A 19,902-nucleotide genomic window follows, 5' to 3' on the forward strand; every position below is an offset into this window, starting at 1 on the left:
TTAACATAAGATGTATTTAAATTGGCTTTTGTAGCAGCTATGTGTGCGGATGGTACAGGTTGAACATTAACATAAGATGTATTTAAATCATTTTCTAGCATAATTTTATTCTCTTGTAAATATGTTGAACATTAACATAAGATGTATTTAAATAACAAAAACTTATATATTAAAAACGGCTGTAGGTCGTTGAACATTAACATAAGATGTATTTAAATGGGTATTTTGGCATAGTAACATATTGCATAGGATTTGTTGAACATTAACATAAGATGTATTTAAATTGTATTTGGGTGGGGTGGGCTCCATGGTGCTAGAGAGTTGAACATTAACATAAGATGTATTTAAATGTATATTAAAATCTAAATTATCTACAGCGGATTTGGTTGAACATTAACATAAGATGTATTTAAATGATATATGTAGGTGATGGGGAATGGAAAGACCCAGTTGAACATTAACATAAGATGTATTTAAATTCACTATTCCCTCCCGAATGTATATGTAATATTCCAGTTGAACATTAACATAAGATGTATTTAAATAAGGCTCTAGGCTCTATTTGTTCAATAAATTTACCGTTGAACATTAACATAAGATGTATTTAAATAGATTCCATGCGCTATCGCCATTATTCTTATCTTTGTTGAACATTAACATAAGATGTATTTAAATACAATGGAAGCTGAAAGACAAACTGGAATATGTAGAGTTGAACATTAACATAAGATGTATTTAAATTCATATACTTTCATTAACTCATCCCAGCTTAATGGAGTTGAACATTAACATAAGATGTATTTAAATCTAAATAAGTTGGATTATGATTTACCAATAGTTAAGTTGAACATTAACATAAGATGTATTTAAATTAATTATTCACCTCAATTAAACTGATTTCATTGTTAGTTGAACATTAACATAAGATGTATTTAAATGGACATAGTTTAAGAAAGACTTACGCTAGAAGACTAGTTGAACATTAACATAAGATGTATTTAAATAAGTATAAAAACATTTATGATTATCGTATGCAACTTGTTGAACATTAACATAAGATGTATTTAAATTTATAATTTCTTATATCTTCGTCTAACCCATAAATGTTGAACATTAACATAAGATGTATTTAAATGATAAGAGAATACCAAGAAAATTAGACAAGCAGTGGTTGAACATTAACATAAGATGTATTTAAATATGGCATAAACGTTATTTAACTTTTCTCTTTTTTGTTGAACATTAACATAAGATGTATTTAAATTCAATGTGAAAAGGATAATGATATAGAACATTTTTGTTGAACATTAACATAAGATGTATTTAAATTGATGTGGAGCAAACAATGGAAGTATTTATTAATCGTTGAACATTAACATAAGATGTATTTAAATTAGCTTTACTTATGCAAAAATTTGCGACCAAGTATGGGTTGAACATTAACATAAGATGTATTTAAATTAATTAAGTTAGTATGCTATACTAGATATAATCGGGTTGAACATTAACATAAGATGTATTTAAATTTAGATAGTGATGTAGAAGTAGAGTTTGAAAACTGTTGAACATTAACATAAGATGTATTTAAATATAGGTACATTTAACTCATTCATTAAATATTTAACTGTTGAACATTAACATAAGATGTATTTAAATAATAATTCTTACCATTTGCACAGCTTAAAATTATCAAGTTGAACATTAACATAAGATGTATTTAAATTTGTAGATATTAACCAAGGTTGTGATGTTAGGCTTGTTGAACATTAACATAAGATGTATTTAAATCAATCAGAGGATAGGGTACACAGAATAGGTCAAAATGTTGAACATTAACATAAGATGTATTTAAATCAGACTATAACACAACGTTATTTACTTTAGCTGACAGTTGAACATTAACATAAGATGTATTTAAATTATATTGTTCCTTGAAATTGTAATAATTTATCCAGTTGAACATTAACATAAGATGTATTTAAATTTGGTGGTCCATAAATAATATAGACTGCTTTCTCTTGTTGAACATTAACATAAGATGTATTTAAATTAGAATTGACAATATAGAAAAATTAGAAAAGGAGGAGTTGAACATTAACATAAGATGTATTTAAATACTATTATTGTCTTATTCTCTAGTATTTCATCTCCTGTTGAACATTAACATAAGATGTATTTAAATTTAAGATTATTTTTTATCTGTATCTTAGCAACCAGTTGAACATTAACATAAGATGTATTTAAATTAATAAACATCACAAGAGATTCTCTGGTGGAGGTCAGTTGAACATTAACATAAGATGTATTTAAATAGCTATAAGAGAATATACAGAAGATGTAAGTACTGTTGAACATTAACATAAGATGTATTTAAATCCAGCATTAATCTTTTTTTTCATTTAGATTTTCCTCGTTGAACATTAACATAAGATGTATTTAAATAATCACAAGAAATAAAAAATGAAAAGGCTGCTTTAAAGTTGAACATTAACATAAGATGTATTTAAATTTAACTTGGCATTTCCAATCATCAGGTTTGCTTAGGTTGAACATTAACATAAGATGTATTTAAATTGATATGTGTTAGATATAAATTTATGTGACATTATAGTTGAACATTAACATAAGATGTATTTAAATACATCTACGTAACCATTTTTTAAATCATACATTTTGTTGAACATTAACATAAGATGTATTTAAATGGACTATAAGTATTTACGGTAACTTCTACGCTTTTAAGTTGAACATTAACATAAGATGTATTTAAATTCCATAGGGCACATCAAGTCCGGATGTACCATTAAGTTGAACATTAACATAAGATGTATTTAAATTATCCCTTATTTTATTAATTACTATATTTGTTTGTTGTTGAACATTAACATAAGATGTATTTAAATTACATTATTAAACTACTTCCTACATGAACCATAGATGTTGAACATTAACATAAGATGTATTTAAATTTAAAACATATTGTAATAGTTTCTTTATTGGGTGTAGTTGAACATTAACATAAGATGTATTTAAATACCGAACCAACAACAAAAGATAAGTCGCACGACTGTTGAACATTAACATAAGATGTATTTAAATTTTTCTTTGAAAGTCGATAAGTTTTTGATATATTCAAGTTGAACATTAACATAAGATGTATTTAAATGTATCTTCCCAACGATCCTTATTTGCATAAAAGCCGTTGAACATTAACATAAGATGTATTTAAATCATAGAACTAAAAAAGAATTAGCTCTAAGAAAAAAGTTGAACATTAACATAAGATGTATTTAAATTTCCATAACGGAAATTTCTAACCTTATCTAATTCTAGTTGAACATTAACATAAGATGTATTTAAATTAGGAGAACCACATTTTGAACATTTTAATATGCCGTTGAACATTAACATAAGATGTATTTAAATCCTTTCCACTCCGTGACCATAGCAACTGCAGTGTTAGTTGAACATTAACATAAGATGTATTTAAATATAACATTGTCTTCCTTTATTTCCTTTAGCATATCAGTTGAACATTAACATAAGATGTATTTAAATGCTACTGTTTTACCATCTTCTAAATAAAGTTCAGTGTTGAACATTAACATAAGATGTATTTAAATTCCTCTAATTATTTTTTATATGCATAAACCTATTGAGTTGAACATTAACATAAGATGTATTTAAATCAAAAGATGAATTTATATCTTACTGTAAAAAAATAAGTTGAACATTAACATAAGATGTATTTAAATCTATTCTTTCCAATATTTCCTGTTGAATATTTTCCGTTGAACATTAACATAAGATGTATTTAAATACGTTCCCTTTAAAGAGAACCCCTTTATCATTAATCGTTGAACATTAACATAAGATGTATTTAAATATTAGCCAAAGGAACACAAATTATAGGTCAAGTTGTGTTGAACATTAACATAAGATGTATTTAAATTACCTTTTATTGCAGAGGCATTTGCAACTAATAAGGTTGAACATTAACATAAGATGTATTTAAATCTTACTGTTATCTCTTTAATATCATTCATTTTTAGTTGAATGTTAAACGTCAAATTTCTCCTAATTTAAACGTCAGTTTATTTCTATAATTATTGTACAATTTACGTCAAATTATTTCTACAAAATCACTTTATTTTTAATGAAAAATCATTTTGCACCTAAAAGAAAAAGGAGCTAGCGCTCCTTGTGATTTTAATGCAATGATATTTCATTGGCGGCAGCCATTATTATATCAGTATCGATTACGTTTTTTTCGTGCTGCGCACCTATTATTAAAGCTTTAGTTAATATCATATTTAAGCGTCTTATAGAGCCAGCACAACTTCTATATGCAGCCAAAACAGCATTGTTATCAAATATTTCTGGCGAAGCCCCTGCTAATGATAATCTAGAATTAATATATTCTAAAGCTTCAAGTTCAGAAAGTCCTCCAAAATTATAATTTATTATAATTCTTTGCTTTAATGCCTCATGTATCTGTTTTTCTAAGATATTATTTAACACAGGTTGTCCTATCAAAACTAAAGAAAAACAGTCCTTTGAATCCATGGAGAAGTTCATAAGTAGCTTTAAATCCTTTAAAATATCATTGTTTAGGTATTGTGCTTCATCCCAAACTAATATATAGTGCACACGTTTATCTGTACTCATACTTTCCATATAATCTTTTATACTCTTAAACATATCAGATTTACGAGAGGAAGGTTCAATTCCTAAGGAGATGCAAAATTGTCTATAGAACTCAGTAGTAGTTACAGTAGTAAAGCAAAGATATATAACTTTTGTCAAATTAGGGTTTACTTTTTTAGTAAAGCATCTTAAGGCAAAGGTTTTTCCACTGCCAGGAGAAGCTGTAAATAAGCCGATTCCCCTAGCTTCATTAAGATACTCAAGTCTTGATATCATCTCTTTTAGATCATTTGACATATAGGCATCTTTTTCTTTTATACCTTTTTCAAATGGATTCATTGTCATACCATAAAATTGTTTAAACATTTTTAAAACCATCCTTTGAATAATTTATAGTAAATGCATTCTTACGCTTAGTTTTACCATTTTCAACCTTATTTGTTTTTCTAATACTGTATTTAACATTTTCATAATATACATATGCATTATCCATATCATCAGGTAAATATCTTATTTCAATTTTTTGTCCTATAAATTGCATAGGTACATCATAGGATATTTTATCAATGCTTATTGTTGAGTCATTATTAACTCTTCGTTGTATGCGATTCATAAAGCAATTATCCAACCACTCACTATCAGCAGCTACTTTAACATGAGCTAAATCGCTTTTATATCTATCGATAGGACGTTGTGATGTAGCTGAATGTACTGTTACATTATGCTTGTTTATATATGCGAATAGCTCATCGTTTAGCTCCGCTAAGGAAGATATAGATTCTGTATCTAGAGCGTTTAGCCATCTACTTTTTAATGTTCTAAAGTTTCTTTCTACTTTTCCTTTGGATGCTCCATCCCTTACCATGGTGTGCAGTTCTACTATTCCAAGGGATCCACAGATAAGACTTAATTGTTCATTTTTATAAGGAGAACCGTTGTCCAAATAAAGTTTATTAGGTATGCCGTATCTAGCAATAGATTCTTTAAGTACCTTTTGAAAATTATAAGAGTTATCATTGTAAAAAAATCTTCCGCCAACGATAAGCCTTGATTTGTCATCAATTAGCATAATTAGATATGTTCTTTTACGTATGCCATTTTCAGTAATATACGGGCCATAACATGTATCACCTTGGTACATACCAGTTGCAAACTCTTCTTCAAAGGCTTTTCGATCTTTCATATTTATGCATCTAGCAGATTTAAGATCATTATTTTTTATAAATCTTTGAACTGTAGATAAGGATATGCTTTTTTCATTGATAAGGCCATCTTCGATAAGTTTATGATATATAAGAGTAGCATTAATTTTAGGAAATGTATTTTTTAGAATATATATCTGTTCTATGGCTACATCATTTAATTTTCTGGTTTTACCTATGTCGCTACGCGTCTTCGGTAGAAGGGCCTCAAAACCAAACCTATTATAATCTGATTCCCAATTAGATAGTGTTCCAGGACTATACAAAACTGACTTACCGTTAGGTAATTTTACAGGAGTAGTTGCAACACGCCTATAATAAGCAATTTTGGAGCTTTCGGTATAAGTGTTATTTATAGCTGGAGCTATTAGGGCTAGTCTAATAGAAGCTATTTCAATCATTTCTTTGTTATTCATTTCAACATCACCTCTATAAAAATGCTATCATGGAGAAATTATAATATCCATTATCGTATTGAGTGGTATATATAAAATAAAATTAAAAGCATATAGCTATAGCTTAATTATGATGTTCCTTGAAAAAAGGATAATCCATTTCTATTAAAAAAGTTTGTTATAAAGGTTTCAATTTCAATAAAGGTACTATTTATAACACGTTGTATAAAACTTAAGTTAGAAATAAGCCTGTCTTGTAAAAGTCCAAGCCATAGTTGTTTATGTTCTTTGAATTTATTTAAAATTCGATAGAATGTAGATATTGCTATACAGTAATGTTCACACATAGCTTCTACAGAGGTAAATTTATGTACAAGATAATCATGAATAATAGACACAGTAAATTTAAAGCTAAATGACATGTAGGGCACAATTACCGAAGGTAGGATAGCATGAGTATGTCCGCATGACGGGCAAATATATCTATTGATAGTTATTATATTATCGTGAACTTCATTATTATCATAAGTCACAAGATGGCGTTTATAAGAGGCAAATAGGGATAGATCGTGTTTAGATCCGCAGAATGGACATACCAAAGCCTCTGAATTAACCGTTTTCATATACTCTTCAAAAATATTTATCTCATTTTCAAAAGAAATTTGTTTAAAACACTTGCATAGTTGTGAAAATAATCTTATCATAATAATAGGTTGTAAGAGCTTACGCTCTTATTTTTAGGGAAGAACCTTCGCTTTGCACGGCTTGGGGTTCTTCCCTTTCCTTTCTCTAGTTTTTATAATAAGCTTAAAATAACCTCCAAATGATGTCAAGTCATTAGGAGGTTTTATTTAGCAATAATATGATTATTTAAAATGCATTTAATTACTGGATAGTTATTGGAGTTATAGTTATAATTTGACTTAGAAATGCAGTTTTCAAAAGCTATATTTTGACGCACTACAGTTGAACATTAACATAAGATGTATTTAAATCATAGAACTAAAAAAGAATTAGCTCTAAGAAAAAAGTTGAACATTAACATAAGATGTATTTAAATTTCCATAACGGAAATTTCTAACCTTATCTAATTCTAGTTGAACATTAACATAAGATGTATTTAAATTAGGAGAACCACATTTTGAACATTTTAATATGCCGTTGAACATTAACATAAGATGTATTTAAATCCTTTCCACTCCGTGACCATAGCAACTGCAGTGTTAGTTGAACATTAACATAAGATGTATTTAAATAAGAAACTAAAGAGATAATAGTAAAAGAAATTGTAGTTGAACATTAACATAAGATGTATTTAAATTTAAAGTGGATGATGATGGTGGAGTAGATAAGTTAGTTGAACATTAACATAAGATGTATTTAAATTGCAACAAGGAATTTGTAATGAAGCGAGAAATGCGTTGAACATTAACATAAGATGTATTTAAATTTCCCTGCTCACCATCTACTTTATAAGACCACATAGTTGAACATTAACATAAGATGTATTTAAATATCCTTATTTTGGTGGAGTATCTTCTTTAAGTTATTTAGAACCTTAACATGAGATGTGCTTAAATAAAATTATTTAGGGAATAGACATTATAGAGTAAGTGAAGTAAAATCATTAACGAGTAAGAAATAAAAATATTTTTACTATATAATTAAAACGTGGTACTATTTATAACAAGTAACCATAGCATTCTATGCATTTAAATTTAATTAAGATTATAATTATTTCCAATTTGTAACCGTAACATTAAATGTAGTAAATAAACTAAACTTTTTAGTTTATTTATTTTACGTAAAAAAACATCATTAATAAAGATTATAATAATTTATTGACAATTCAGAATTTAGTATTATAATTGGAAATAGGAGGTGAAAAAATGAGAGTTTATGAAATGATATTTAAAGTTTTTCTTCTAAGAAATATTCATAGTACAGAAGCTTTAGAAAAAATATCAGAGCTTATAGATAAATCTTTGGCCAAAGAAGAAGAATTCTTAAATTTTCATAATAGTAATAAGTTCAAGAATTATACTTTTAATTCCTTCTTTCCGTTAGAAAAAGATAAAATTTACAAGGAAGGGAATATATACTCTATAAAAATACGAACTATAGATGAAAAGTTGGTACAATTTTTTAAAACCAATCTTGTAAACGAATACACAGATTCTATAAAAGTATTAACGGTAGAATGTAGGTATATAAACAAAAGATATATTGAAAGAATTTATTCTTTAACACCAATGATAATGAAGACAGACAATGGATACTGGAAGGGGAACTTATCCTTAGATGAATTTGAAAAAAGGATTAAGGAGAACCTTATTAAAAAGTATAATGCATTTTTCAATAAGAAATTAGAAGAAGATTTTGAGTTTTTTCATGTGATGAAATTTGATAATAAAAAGCCTATTTCATGCAAATATAAAAAAATACATGTATTAGGTGACAAAATAACCATAACTATTGCAGAAAATGAAACTGCGCAGACATTAGCATACTTGGCATTAGGAACAGGAATAGGAGAAATGAATGCTAGGGGACATGGTTTTATTAATTATAGATATCTATAAGGAGGTGAGAGCGTGTTATCTGATGTTATAAAAACTTTTGAAAAACAATACAAAATGCATGGTGACAAATTTATAACCGGCTCGTATATTCCTGCAGATGGAGAATATATAATAGTTCAGCCTAATGAAGATAAGTTTGAAATATTGGATAAGGTCATTATTAAAATAGATAAGAAAACAAGAGAAGTAGATAGAACCAACCCATATTTTGATTTTATATGTAGGGCGGATTATATGAGTAAATATTTAGATTCCAATAAGGCTTTAAGTGATAAAAATATACACAGCAATAATTATATGACCTTTTTTGTAAAAAAGGAAAATGTTCATAATGGAAAAATAACTGATGAAATTATAAAAAAGTACTATGATACATTAAGAAATCCATTGAGTAAGTATAGTAAACCTAAAGCAAAAAAGCTTTATGAAGAAATTGAGAAAAAACATGGTAAAGCTTATGGTAGAAGGATAGATAAGATTGAAGAATGGGTAAAGAACAACATATATAAGTTAGTGGAAAAGGATAGCAAGGATAAATCGTATTTAAAAATTTTTTTTAAGTATGATTGGGATGAATATATTAAAGAGAGCGAAAAATACGTATTAACCAATATATACAACAGTAACGATTATAATATGACTGTAAATGGACAAATCTATGGTTTACCTAATGACAACATGGGTTTAAACTCTAAAAAACCATATCTAGAAAACAAAAGTAGAAAAACAAAAGTACCTTATTTATTATCCAAAGAAGAAGTTTTAATGCAAAAGAAATTTTTTGATTATTTAATGAACCAAGTTTCAGCAGGTAAAACCAATATTTATATAGATGACGAAGAAATTAAAACCTTTAGTAATGATGAAATGCTAAAGGATGATTTTAGCGGCTATTATTTAAGAATAAAAAAAGGTAAGGAAGTAGAAATTCATGATTTTGATACTATAGGGATTTATAAGGCAAAGATAAAGCCATTGAAATTAGTAAATGTCTTAAATATAGAGAAATCAAAGATTGAGTATACTTCGATAAATAGCTTAAAAAGCTTGAGAAATATTATAAATGAAGTATTCTTTAGTAAATTTTTGACCACAAACTATTTTACTGATGCAAAGGATTTAAACATAAATGACAATAGTTTAAAAAGAAATCTGTTAATGGCAAGAACAGCTTTATTTACGTGGTTCTATAAGGGAAATGGCAATAATGTGTGGAAAGTATTAAATCAAAGTAGCTTAGATTTAATTAAAGGTAATATAAACAATGGATATTTACTAAAAGCAAGTGATCAGTTTAATTTAAGATGCGCACTTAAAAATTATTTTGAAGGAGGGCATAACATGGCTGATATTTTAAAAGACGTTAAAGACTTACTAAGGAAAAAGCTAAACGAAGAGAAAACATCATCTATAGAGAATGATAGAGAATATTATTTTGCAGTTGGTCAATTAGCTAATTACTTTATTTCTTTAAGTAAGAGCAAGAATAAGGTTCATTCTTTAGCTAATCCAATTATTAATGCTAAGACTGATGAAAGGATTAAAGATGAATTAAAAAAGTTGTATAAGAAATATAACTATACTATAAATACTGGAAATAGAAGGTTTAGAAATTTATTTGCTATGGTTTCATCTTATATGCCAGAGGGCAAAGTTGAAGAAGATTTGATTATAGCAGGGTATCTGCATAGCAATTTAATTTATGAAAAAGCGGATAAGGATAATATTAATAGTGATAAGGAGGATAAAGTCAATGAATAAAAGGGTGTATGGAATTTTAGGTATAGCTTCACGTATGAGCAACTGGAATGCTGATTTTACGGGATATCCAAAGACTACTTCTTCTGGAGATGTTTTTGGTAGTGATAAGGCATTTAAATATCCTATAAAGAAAATGTGGGAACAACAAGGGGAAAAGGTTCTATATATTAAGTCTATAAAGTTACAAAAAAATAAAAAGGGAGAAACAGAACTTTTACCAAGATCTTTGAAAGAAAGATATGAATATATTTTTAATGTAGAAGATTTAAAAAAGGATAAGGATAGTAAGGCAGTGTTAACTAATTTATTTAGTGCCACTGACGTTAAAAATTTTGGAGCTACCTTTGCAGAAGAGGGAAATAATATTTCTATAACTGGAGCAGTGCAGATTGGTCAAGGATTTAATAAATATGATGAAACCAATGCAGAGGAGCAACAAATACTTTCACCATTTAGAGATGCATCAGATAAGGATGGAAAGAAAAAGAATGAAGAAAAAGAAGAAGCGAAATCGTCTACATTGGGAACTAAAATAGTTAGTAATGAAGCACATTACTTCTATCCTTTTGCTATAAATCCATCTGCATATGATCAATTCAAGGAAATTGAAGTGACAGAAGGTTATACAGAAGAGGATTATAAAAAATTTAAAGAAGCGGCAATGGTAGCAGCTACTTCATTTAGTACCAATGCCAAAATAGGATGTGAAAATGAATTTGCATTATTTGTAGAAACAGTAGAAGATTTATATTTACCGGATTTATCTCAATATGTGGATTTTCAAAAAAGCCAAGAAAAGAATAAGATAATAATTAAATGCAATGAGTTAATTAATGAACTAAAAGATAGAATTCATAATGTAGAGATATATTATAATCCATATACTACGGTTATTGAACATAGTATAGAAAAAGCTAAAAAGTTTAATATTTTTACTAAACAAGAAGAGGCATAAATATGAATGTTTTAAAATTTACTTTAAGTGGTAAAACAGCTTTTTTCAAAAAGCCAGATGTTAATACCTATTATTATTTTACCTATGGAAGCATCCATAAGGTGGCTTTATTAGGTATATTGGGTGCCATAAATGGTTATGGCGGATATAATCAGCAGGAATTTCAAAAGGAAATGGTATATCCCGAATTTTATGAGAAACTTAAAGATATAAAGGTGGGAATAGTTCCTAAAAATAGCAATGGATATATTTCTAAAAAGATTCAAGTATTTAATAATTCAGTAGGCTACGCTTCTAAAGAGAAGGGTGGAAACCTTATAGTTAAAGAGCAGTGGCTAGAAGAACCTAAGTGGGATATATATATTCTTATTCAAGGAAAAATGGAAGAAGAATTGGCAGACAGAATATTAAATTCAAGGTTTAAATATATACCATATTTAGGTAAAAATGATCATGTAGCTAATATAAGCAATGTAGAGATGCTTAGGGATATTGAAAAAGTAAATAATATAGACGAAATACACAGTGTATTTATAAAGAATGATTTTAAGATGGTTAAAGTTGAAGATGACATTGATGATATAGATAGTGATAGCGAGTATATTCAGATATATAAATATGAAGAGAGACTCCCAATAGCTTTAGAAGAAAAGACAAATAAATATGATTTAGAAACTTTTGTTTATACTAATTCAAAGCTAATGTGTTTGAAGGAAACTTTAATATATAAATGCGATGCCAAGGTAATATATTTCTTTTAATTCTGGAGGGGAAACCCTCCTATTTTCTAAAGGAGGATAAAATGTACTTTAAGGGCATAGAAAAATTTCATTTAGAAGATTTCATAGTTAATAGTGATAAAATATATGCTCATATTTGTGATGATGAAAAGGATACTAGAAAAGAAACATTAAAGGAACATATAGAATTATCATTAAAATACTTAAATAAAATAGTTGAAAGTAAGCAGTTAGACAATGTATTTATTAATTTTGAAAATGCTCTAATTAAAGGATTTAGTGACGAAGGTAGGGACTTATTTAGAGAAATGTTAATGAATACTATTTATATGCATGATTTAGGAAAAATAAATTGTAATTTTCAATATAATAGGATGAAAAATATGGCTTTTAAAGATTATGAGGGCTTACAATTTAATAATTCAAATCACTCAATGCTTTCTTCATTAATATATTTAAATCATTATTTTACTAAAATAAAGAAACATAAGGTTAAAAGTGAAAACAAGATTTTAAGAGTGTTCATGTTGTTAAATGCATACATAATATCAAAGCATCACGGGGATTTAGATAGTTTTGATAAGTTTAGAGAAAAATTTTTAGATATTGATGGAGAAGGCAAGAAATTATGTGAAGAACAATTTTCTATATATAATAAGATTTATGCAGAAAAAATAGTGTTTAATGAAAAAAATAAATTACTAAAGAGAATTTTTGATAAAGTTGAAGAGGTTTTAAGAGATAAGGAAGAAGAGAATAAATGTGTTTCTATATGTTTTTATATTTACGAAAGGTTTCTAAGCTCTATATTATTAGCTTGTGATTATTATGCTACTTCTAGTTTTAAAAATGGAAAGGAAATAAATGATTTTGGAGAAATAAAAGATATAGAAAAGTTTTATGGAGCTTTTAAGGATACAAAAATTTATAAAAGCATAAGAAAATACGAAAAGGAATCCTATGGAAAAATAGAAGACTTTAGCGGTATAAAAGATATTAATATATTAAGAGATGAATTATTTCTTGATGCAGAAAAGAATATGTTAAAAAACATAGACAGAAACATATTTTATTTGGAGGCGCCTACTGGAAGTGGAAAAAGCAATGTGGCCTTTAATTTAAGTTTTAAAATGGTAGAAAAATTTCAAGCTATAAATAAGATATTCTATGTATACCCATTCAACACTCTAATCGAACAAAATATAAAGACACTTCAGAAAACATTTGATAATACTAGTCTTATGAATGAGATAGCAGTAATAAATTCAGTAGTTCCAATAAAAATCAAGGAAAAGCATAAAGAAAATATAGACAAAAATGAGTATAGCGATGTTTTGGATAAAGGTTATGAGACTTCCTTACTAGACAGACAGTTTTTACATTATCCAATAGTGTTGACAACTCATGTAAGTGTATTTAATTATTTATTTGGCTCATCAAAGAATAACTTATTTCCACTAGCTCAGATGACAAATAGCATTGTTATTTTAGATGAAATACAAAGTTATAAAAACAGCATATGGAAGGAAATAATAACATTTTTAAAATATTATTCTCAGCTTTTGAACATAAAATTTATAATAATGTCTGCTACATTGCCAAATTTGAATAAGCTTGTAGATGGTGAAATATACACAGTAAACTTAATAGGAAATAGAGAAAAATATTTTAGCAATGCAATATTTAAAAATAGGGTAATTCCGGATTTTTCTTTGTTGGAATTGAAAGAAAATGTTTTTGATGAATTATTTAAACATGTTATTAATGAGGCTCAAAAAGGGCAGGACAATATATTGATCGAATTTATAAAAAAGAATACAGCGCTAAGTTTTTTTAAAAAATTACAAGAACATTATAGTAATTGTACGGATGTTGAAAAGAGACAGGTTGAGTTAATTACAGGAGATGACAACAGCATAGAGAGAAATAAGATTATAGACAAGGTTAAAAGAAATAAAAATATTATTTTAGTAGCTACTCAAGTTATAGAGGCAGGGGTAGACATAGATATGGATATAGGATATAAAGATATATCTATGCTAGACTCAGAAGAACAGTTTTTGGGTAGAATTAACCGTTCTTGTAATAAGAAACAAGGGGGAAAAGTATACTTTTTTGATTTGGATTCTGCATCTAATATATATAAAAATGATATTAGAAAGGAGAAAAATTTAAATTTAACACGTGAGAATATAAGAGAAATACTTGTTAATAAAAATTTTTCATGCTTTTATGACTATGTGTTAAAGGAATTAAATAAGCATGCAGGTGAACTAAATGATAAAAATTTTAATAAATTTATTAATGAATGTGTAAATAGGTTAAATTTTAAGGAAATTGAAGAAAGAATGAAACTTATAGATCAACGTTATGAATATAGTGTATTTTTAAGCAGGATAATAGAACGGGAATATGAGTGCCTAGACGGTGAAGATGAGCTTCAAACTGAGAAAGATGAGATTTTAGATGGAAAAGTGATCTGGAAAGAATATATTGATTTATTAAAAAATAATAGTTTAGATTATGCAGAAAAGAAAGTTAAATTATCCATGGTGACATCAAAACTAAGTTACTTTATATATAAGGTAAGTAAAAATGATTTTTCTTATGAAGATAGAATTGGAGATATGTATTATATTGAAGATGGAGATAAATATTTTGTAGAAGGTAAGTTTGACAGAGAAAATTTTAATAAGGGTATAGGGGATTTTATATAAGTGATAATGTTAAAAAATAAAAGATCATGGAGGGAGGAAATATGAGAGTAAATGGCACATTAATTAATTATTATTTTCATTGCAAAAGACAATGCTGGCTTCATGGAAATAGAATTAACCTAGAAGATAATAGTCAAGATGTAAAAATAGGAAAAGCCATTCATGAAGTTAAAAGTGAAAAAAATAAGCAAACAGAAATAAGTATCGACAATGTAAAAATTGATAGACTTACCAAAGACTATTTAACAGAAGTAAAAAAATCCGATGCAGATATAGAAGCTGCTAAATGGCAAGTGCTTTTATATCTTAAGGTATTAAAGGAAAAAGGCATTGAGAGAAAAGGAAGACTAGAGTTTGTAGAAAAGAATAAAAGTAAAAATACAGTTATTGTTGAGCTAGATGATAAAAATTTATTAGAGTTAGAAAAAATAATTAAGGATATAGAGAGTTTGCTACTAGAAGAAAAAGCACCAGAGGTTATAAATGAACCTAGATGTAAAAAATGTGCATATTTTGAATATTGCTATATATAGGAGGAAGATATGGGGAGTACTAGATATATAACATCCATGGGGGAATTAACAAGAAAGGATAATTCCATATGTTTTAGAAAAAACAATAGAAATGTATACATACCTATTGAAAATACAAAAGAAATTTATTGCCTTTCGGAAGTAAGTATAAATACAAAGCTTTTAGATTTTTTATCTAGGAATAATGTAGTTATGCATTTCTTTAACTATTATGAAGGATATAGCGGTACTTTTTATCCAAGGAAACATTATAATAGCGGAAAAATGTTAGTTAAACAGGTAGAAGCATACAGAGATAAAAGATTGGTAATAGCGAAGGCTATAGTTTCGGGTATTACCGAGAATATATATGAAATATTGTATCACTATTACAAGCATGATAAGAAGGAAGTTAAGGAAACTTTGGATTGGATAAAAAATGATATGCCAGTGAATTTAGATAAGGCAATTGATATTAATCAAATAATGCAGGTGGAGGGAGAAATCTGGCAGAGATTTTATAGTGAGTTTAAATATATACTTCCAGAAGATTTCATTATGAATAAGAGGGTTAAGAGACCACCGGATAATCCTATAAATGCACTTATATCCTTTGGAAATACATTATTATATGGAAAAACTATAACAGCCATATATAATACTCATTTAGATCAAAGAATAAGTTTTCTGCATGAACCATCAGAAGGTAGATTTTCTCTTAGTTTAGATATGAGTGAAGTTTTTAAACCGGTAGTGGTTTTTAAAACTATATTTGACCTAGTTAACAATAGAAAATTACAAGTGTCCAAGCATTTTGATAAGAAACTTAATTATTGCTTATTAAACGAAGAGGGCAGAAAGATATTTATAACTGCTTTTGAGGAGAGATTGGAAAGCGTATTTATACATCCAAAGCTTAAAAGAAAAGTAACCTATAGAACTGCTATAAAGTTAGATTGCTACAAACTTATTAAATTTATATTGGAGAATAAAGAATTTAAACCTTTTAGTTTAAAGGAGAAAATGTAATGAGTAAAAAACTTAATTTTAATTATGCGTTTCTTTTTTATGATGTTAATGAGAAAAGAGTAAATAAGGTGTTTAAAATATGTAAAAAATATCTAGCTCATTTTCAGAAATCTGTTTTTAGAGGAGAATTAACTCCCGCCAATCTTATTTTATTGAAAAAAGAATTGAATAAAGTTATAGATGAAAATGAGGATTTTATATGTATAATAAAACTAATGAATAATAATGTTTATGGAGAAGAGATACTAGGTATTAACCAAAATAGTACAGGTGAGGATTTAATAATATAATTATAATTTAAAACATTTTTACCAACCTATATTTATATAAAATTTTTATAATCTGCCTATTTTCAATAGGTAAGGGCCTATTCATAACAAACTTTATAATTTCACATTATGCTTGGTACTAAATTGATTTAACCATTGATTTTAGGCAGGTTTGAGTATATTATAGAAATTAGAAATGGCTTGTTTGCTGTGGTTGAACATTAACATGGGATGTATTTAAATTGAAATCTTATTCTTTTTACATTGAGTTCTTTTGAGTTGAACATTAACATGGGATGTATTTAAATTTGCATCTATAGCAGTATTAAGAGTTTCTTTTGCATGTTGAACATTAACATGGGATGTATTTAAATCCAGTAATATTGCTACCATTAACTTTTATATCAAGTTGAACATTAACATGGGATGTATTTAAATAGAAGAAGAGACAGGAGAGGCACCGGAAGGCGGTGGTTGAACATTAACATGGGATGTATTTAAATGAGTTTTTCGCGTTTTCGCGATTTACTGTATAATCCGTTGAACATTAACATGGGATGTATTTAAATTTGTAGTCCTCGAAGCTTATATTTAAACCAATATTGTTGAACATTAACATGGGATGTATTTAAATAACAACCTATTAATTTAAAAGTTGGCTCTAATTACGTTGAACATTAACATGGGATGTATTTAAATTACGCATAAAGTCGATATACCAAAACATACGCATGCACGTTGAACATTAACATGGGATGTATTTAAATAGAAGAGAGAAATTCAAAAGAATATGCAGAATGGAGTTGAACATTAACATGGGATGTATTTAAATCTACAGAATATACAATATGCTTATTAACTGCATTAGGTTGAACATTAACATGGGATGTATTTAAATAGGAAAAGTATTTAGTTTAACTGGTAAAACAGAAGGTTGAACATTAACATGGGATGTATTTAAATACAAGGAGAATCTATTATTAATTGGGAAGGAAAGTTGAACATTAACATGGGATGTATTTAAATACATGATGAAAAACATGATGGCTGGTATTGAAAATAGTTGAACATTAACATGGGATGTATTTAAATCCTTCTCAATTACATTATATACCATGTAATTGAGAAGTTGAACATTAACATGGGATGTATTTAAATTGCTTTATAAAGTAATTTTTAACACTTCTTAATCTGTTGAACATTAACATGGGATGTATTTAAATGTTAAAAGGAGCAAAGGATCAATTAAAAGTTTTAACGTTGAACATTAACATGGGATGTATTTAAATAATTGTTTATCAAATACAGTTAATTTAGGAGGGATAGTTGAACATTAACATGGGATGTATTTAAATCTATTTCCAACAAATATATTAGGGTATTTTTCCATGTTGAACATTAACATGGGATGTATTTAAATGCACCTTCTATAATTATTCCATTATCGCAATCACAGTTGAACATTAACATGGGATGTATTTAAATATGTGTAATTACAAAACTTGAACAAAACATTAAAAGTTGAACATTAACATGGGATGTATTTAAATATAAAAGATAGGTATATTGACTAAGCTGTAAAATAGTTGAACATTAACATGGGATGTATTTAAATCAAATAAAAACATAAGTTATCAGCACCCAGATAAGTTGAACATTAACATGGGATGTATTTAAATTTAACAACTTTTTCATTTTGGGCATGCATTAAATCGTTGAACATTAACATGGGATGTATTTAAATAAACTAATTTTGTAAGTACATATTTCTCCTATATGTTGAACATTAACATGGGATGTATTTAAATAGGTAGAATATTAAAAATCTTAAATAAACAAATGTGTTGAACATTAACATGGGATGTATTTAAATGATGTAGCAGAAGAACTTGCAAGGTTAGAGGAAGAAGTTGAACATTAACATGGGATGTATTTAAATACTTCTGATGTATGTCCTCTATGTAAAGGAACTAGGTTGAACATTAACATGGGATGTATTTAAATCCGGATGTGAATGTAGATGCGGTAGAAAAGCATTTAGTTGAACATTAACATGGGATGTATTTAAATGGAAACTGACGGTATCAAGGTTTGATGGAGATTTAGGTTGAACATTAACATGGGATGTATTTAAATTGTTAGGAAATTTAAAAGTTACTTCTTCAACTCCGTTGAACATTAACATGGGATGTATTTAAATTTAAAACTGTGTCTAGTATTAAATGAAAAACCCTTCGTTGAACATTAACATGGGATGTATTTAAATGATATTTGTTGCACATTTTCAGCCAATTGCGTATCGTTGAACATTAACATGGGATGTATTTAAATTAGTTTTATTTATCTTTACAATTTGACCTGGCATAACGTTGAACATTAACATGGGATGTATTTAAATAAGCACCTTTACCAACTAGTTTTAATCCATTAGCTGTTGAACATTAACATGGGATGTATTTAAATTAAATGGTACGCTTTCTTTTATTTTCTTTTTTGCAGTTGAACATTAACATGGGATGTATTTAAATTCTAACATTAAAGTAAAATTTTCTAACTGTGCTAAGTTGAACATTAACATGGGATGTATTTAAATCTGGCCTGCTTAGTAGTATTAGCCGTTATGATAAATGTTGAACATTAACATGGGATGTATTTAAATAGCTAATCTAATTGGCAGTTTACGTATTGTTAATTGTTGAACATTAACATGGGATGTATTTAAATAGCTTTTGCGCACTTGAAAGAGCGTTCCATCTGTCAGTTGAACATTAACATGGGATGTATTTAAATATCCGTTAATGTATCGTAGACTTATTATCTGCCTTGTTGAACATTAACATGGGATGTATTTAAATGCAAGTATCGTTTTTAAATAATCTCTTTCTTTTATGTTGAACATTAACATGGGATGTATTTAAATGTAAGTTCTTCCTCGAATTCTGCCAGGAAACCCTTGTTGAACATTAACATGGGATGTATTTAAATTAACAAAGAAATAGATAACTCTAAAATGACTTTAGGTTGAACATTAACATGGGATGTATTTAAATCTTGGAGCAGTAAGGGTTCTTATAGATGAATCACTCGTTGAAC

At 27.5% G+C, this 19,902-nt stretch carries 11 protein-coding genes and 3 CRISPR repeat arrays (2 of these 14 running past the window's edge); of the genes, 8 read left to right on the forward strand and 3 right to left on the reverse strand.

What is annotated here, in order from left to right; translation table 11 throughout:
* Positions 1-4,017: a CRISPR direct-repeat array (repeat unit 30 nt; unit sequence GTTGAACATTAACATAAGATGTATTTAAAT) (it extends 3,021 nt beyond the left edge of the window).
* 192 nt (positions 4,018-4,209) lie between these two features.
* From C1715_RS06085 to C1715_RS06095, 3 genes are all read right to left on the reverse strand, one after another.
* On the reverse strand, positions 4,210-5,013 hold the full coding sequence (locus C1715_RS06085; protein ID WP_102398655.1) for an ExeA family protein: 804 nt from the start codon (positions 5,011-5,013) through the stop codon (positions 4,210-4,212).
* Positions 5,006-6,265, reverse strand: coding sequence for a DDE-type integrase/transposase/recombinase (locus C1715_RS06090; protein WP_102398654.1), 1,260 nt, complete (start codon positions 6,263-6,265; stop codon positions 5,006-5,008). Before C1715_RS06090 ends, C1715_RS06085 begins: the two co-directional genes overlap by 8 nt.
* A gap of 107 nt (positions 6,266-6,372) precedes the next feature.
* Positions 6,373-6,948: a DUF6431 domain-containing protein gene (locus C1715_RS06095; RefSeq protein ID WP_102398653.1), complete on the reverse strand. Its 576-nt coding sequence runs from the start codon at positions 6,946-6,948 to the stop codon at positions 6,373-6,375.
* Positions 6,949-7,209: 261 nt separating this feature from the next.
* Positions 7,210-7,824: direct repeats of the CRISPR family, unit length 30 nt; unit sequence GTTGAACATTAACATAAGATGTATTTAAAT.
* Positions 7,825-8,133: 309 nt separating this feature from the next.
* Between C1715_RS06095 and cas6 the strand changes: the two genes are divergently transcribed.
* Genes cas6 through cas2 form a run of 8 tightly spaced genes read left to right on the forward strand, consistent with a single transcriptional unit; the run spans position 8,134 to position 16,830 of the window.
* Complete coding sequence (cas6, locus tag C1715_RS06100; RefSeq protein WP_102399692.1) at positions 8,134-8,826, forward strand: CRISPR-associated endoribonuclease Cas6; 693 nt, start codon at positions 8,134-8,136, stop codon at positions 8,824-8,826.
* A 12-nt stretch (positions 8,827-8,838) separates the two neighbouring features.
* The gene (cas8b, locus tag C1715_RS06105; RefSeq protein ID WP_242971902.1) at positions 8,839-10,587 is read left to right on the forward strand and encodes a type I-B CRISPR-associated protein Cas8b/Csh1; all 1,749 of its coding nucleotides are present in this window, start codon (positions 8,839-8,841) and stop codon (positions 10,585-10,587) included.
* Positions 10,580-11,542: a type I CRISPR-associated protein Cas7 gene (locus C1715_RS06110; RefSeq protein WP_102399693.1), complete on the forward strand. Its 963-nt coding sequence runs from the start codon at positions 10,580-10,582 to the stop codon at positions 11,540-11,542. The genes cas8b and C1715_RS06110 overlap by 8 nt, the downstream gene beginning before the upstream one ends.
* A gap of 2 nt (positions 11,543-11,544) precedes the next feature.
* A complete protein-coding gene (gene cas5b, locus C1715_RS06115) occupies positions 11,545-12,303 on the forward strand; it encodes a type I-B CRISPR-associated protein Cas5b (protein WP_102399694.1) in 759 nt (252 codons plus the stop codon).
* 41 nt (positions 12,304-12,344) lie between these two features.
* On the forward strand, positions 12,345-14,999 hold the full coding sequence (locus tag C1715_RS06120) for a CRISPR-associated helicase/endonuclease Cas3 (protein WP_102399695.1): 2,655 nt from the start codon (positions 12,345-12,347) through the stop codon (positions 14,997-14,999).
* Between the two features lie 41 nt (positions 15,000-15,040).
* Positions 15,041-15,532, forward strand: a complete 492-nt coding sequence (cas4, locus tag C1715_RS06125) for a CRISPR-associated protein Cas4 (RefSeq protein ID WP_102399696.1) — start codon at positions 15,041-15,043, stop codon at positions 15,530-15,532.
* A gap of 9 nt (positions 15,533-15,541) precedes the next feature.
* Positions 15,542-16,540: a type I-B CRISPR-associated endonuclease Cas1b gene (gene cas1b, locus C1715_RS06130; RefSeq protein ID WP_102399697.1), complete on the forward strand. Its 999-nt coding sequence runs from the start codon at positions 15,542-15,544 to the stop codon at positions 16,538-16,540.
* On the forward strand, positions 16,540-16,830 hold the full coding sequence (cas2, locus tag C1715_RS06135; protein WP_102399698.1) for a CRISPR-associated endonuclease Cas2: 291 nt from the start codon (positions 16,540-16,542) through the stop codon (positions 16,828-16,830). Before cas1b ends, cas2 begins: the two co-directional genes overlap by 1 nt.
* A 192-nt stretch (positions 16,831-17,022) precedes the next feature.
* A CRISPR array of direct repeats spans positions 17,023-19,902; the repeat unit is 30 nt; unit sequence GTTGAACATTAACATGGGATGTATTTAAAT; it runs 415 nt beyond the window's last position.

Source organism: Haloimpatiens massiliensis (assembly GCF_900184255.1).
GTDB lineage: Bacteria > Bacillota > Clostridia > Clostridiales > Clostridiaceae > Haloimpatiens > Haloimpatiens massiliensis.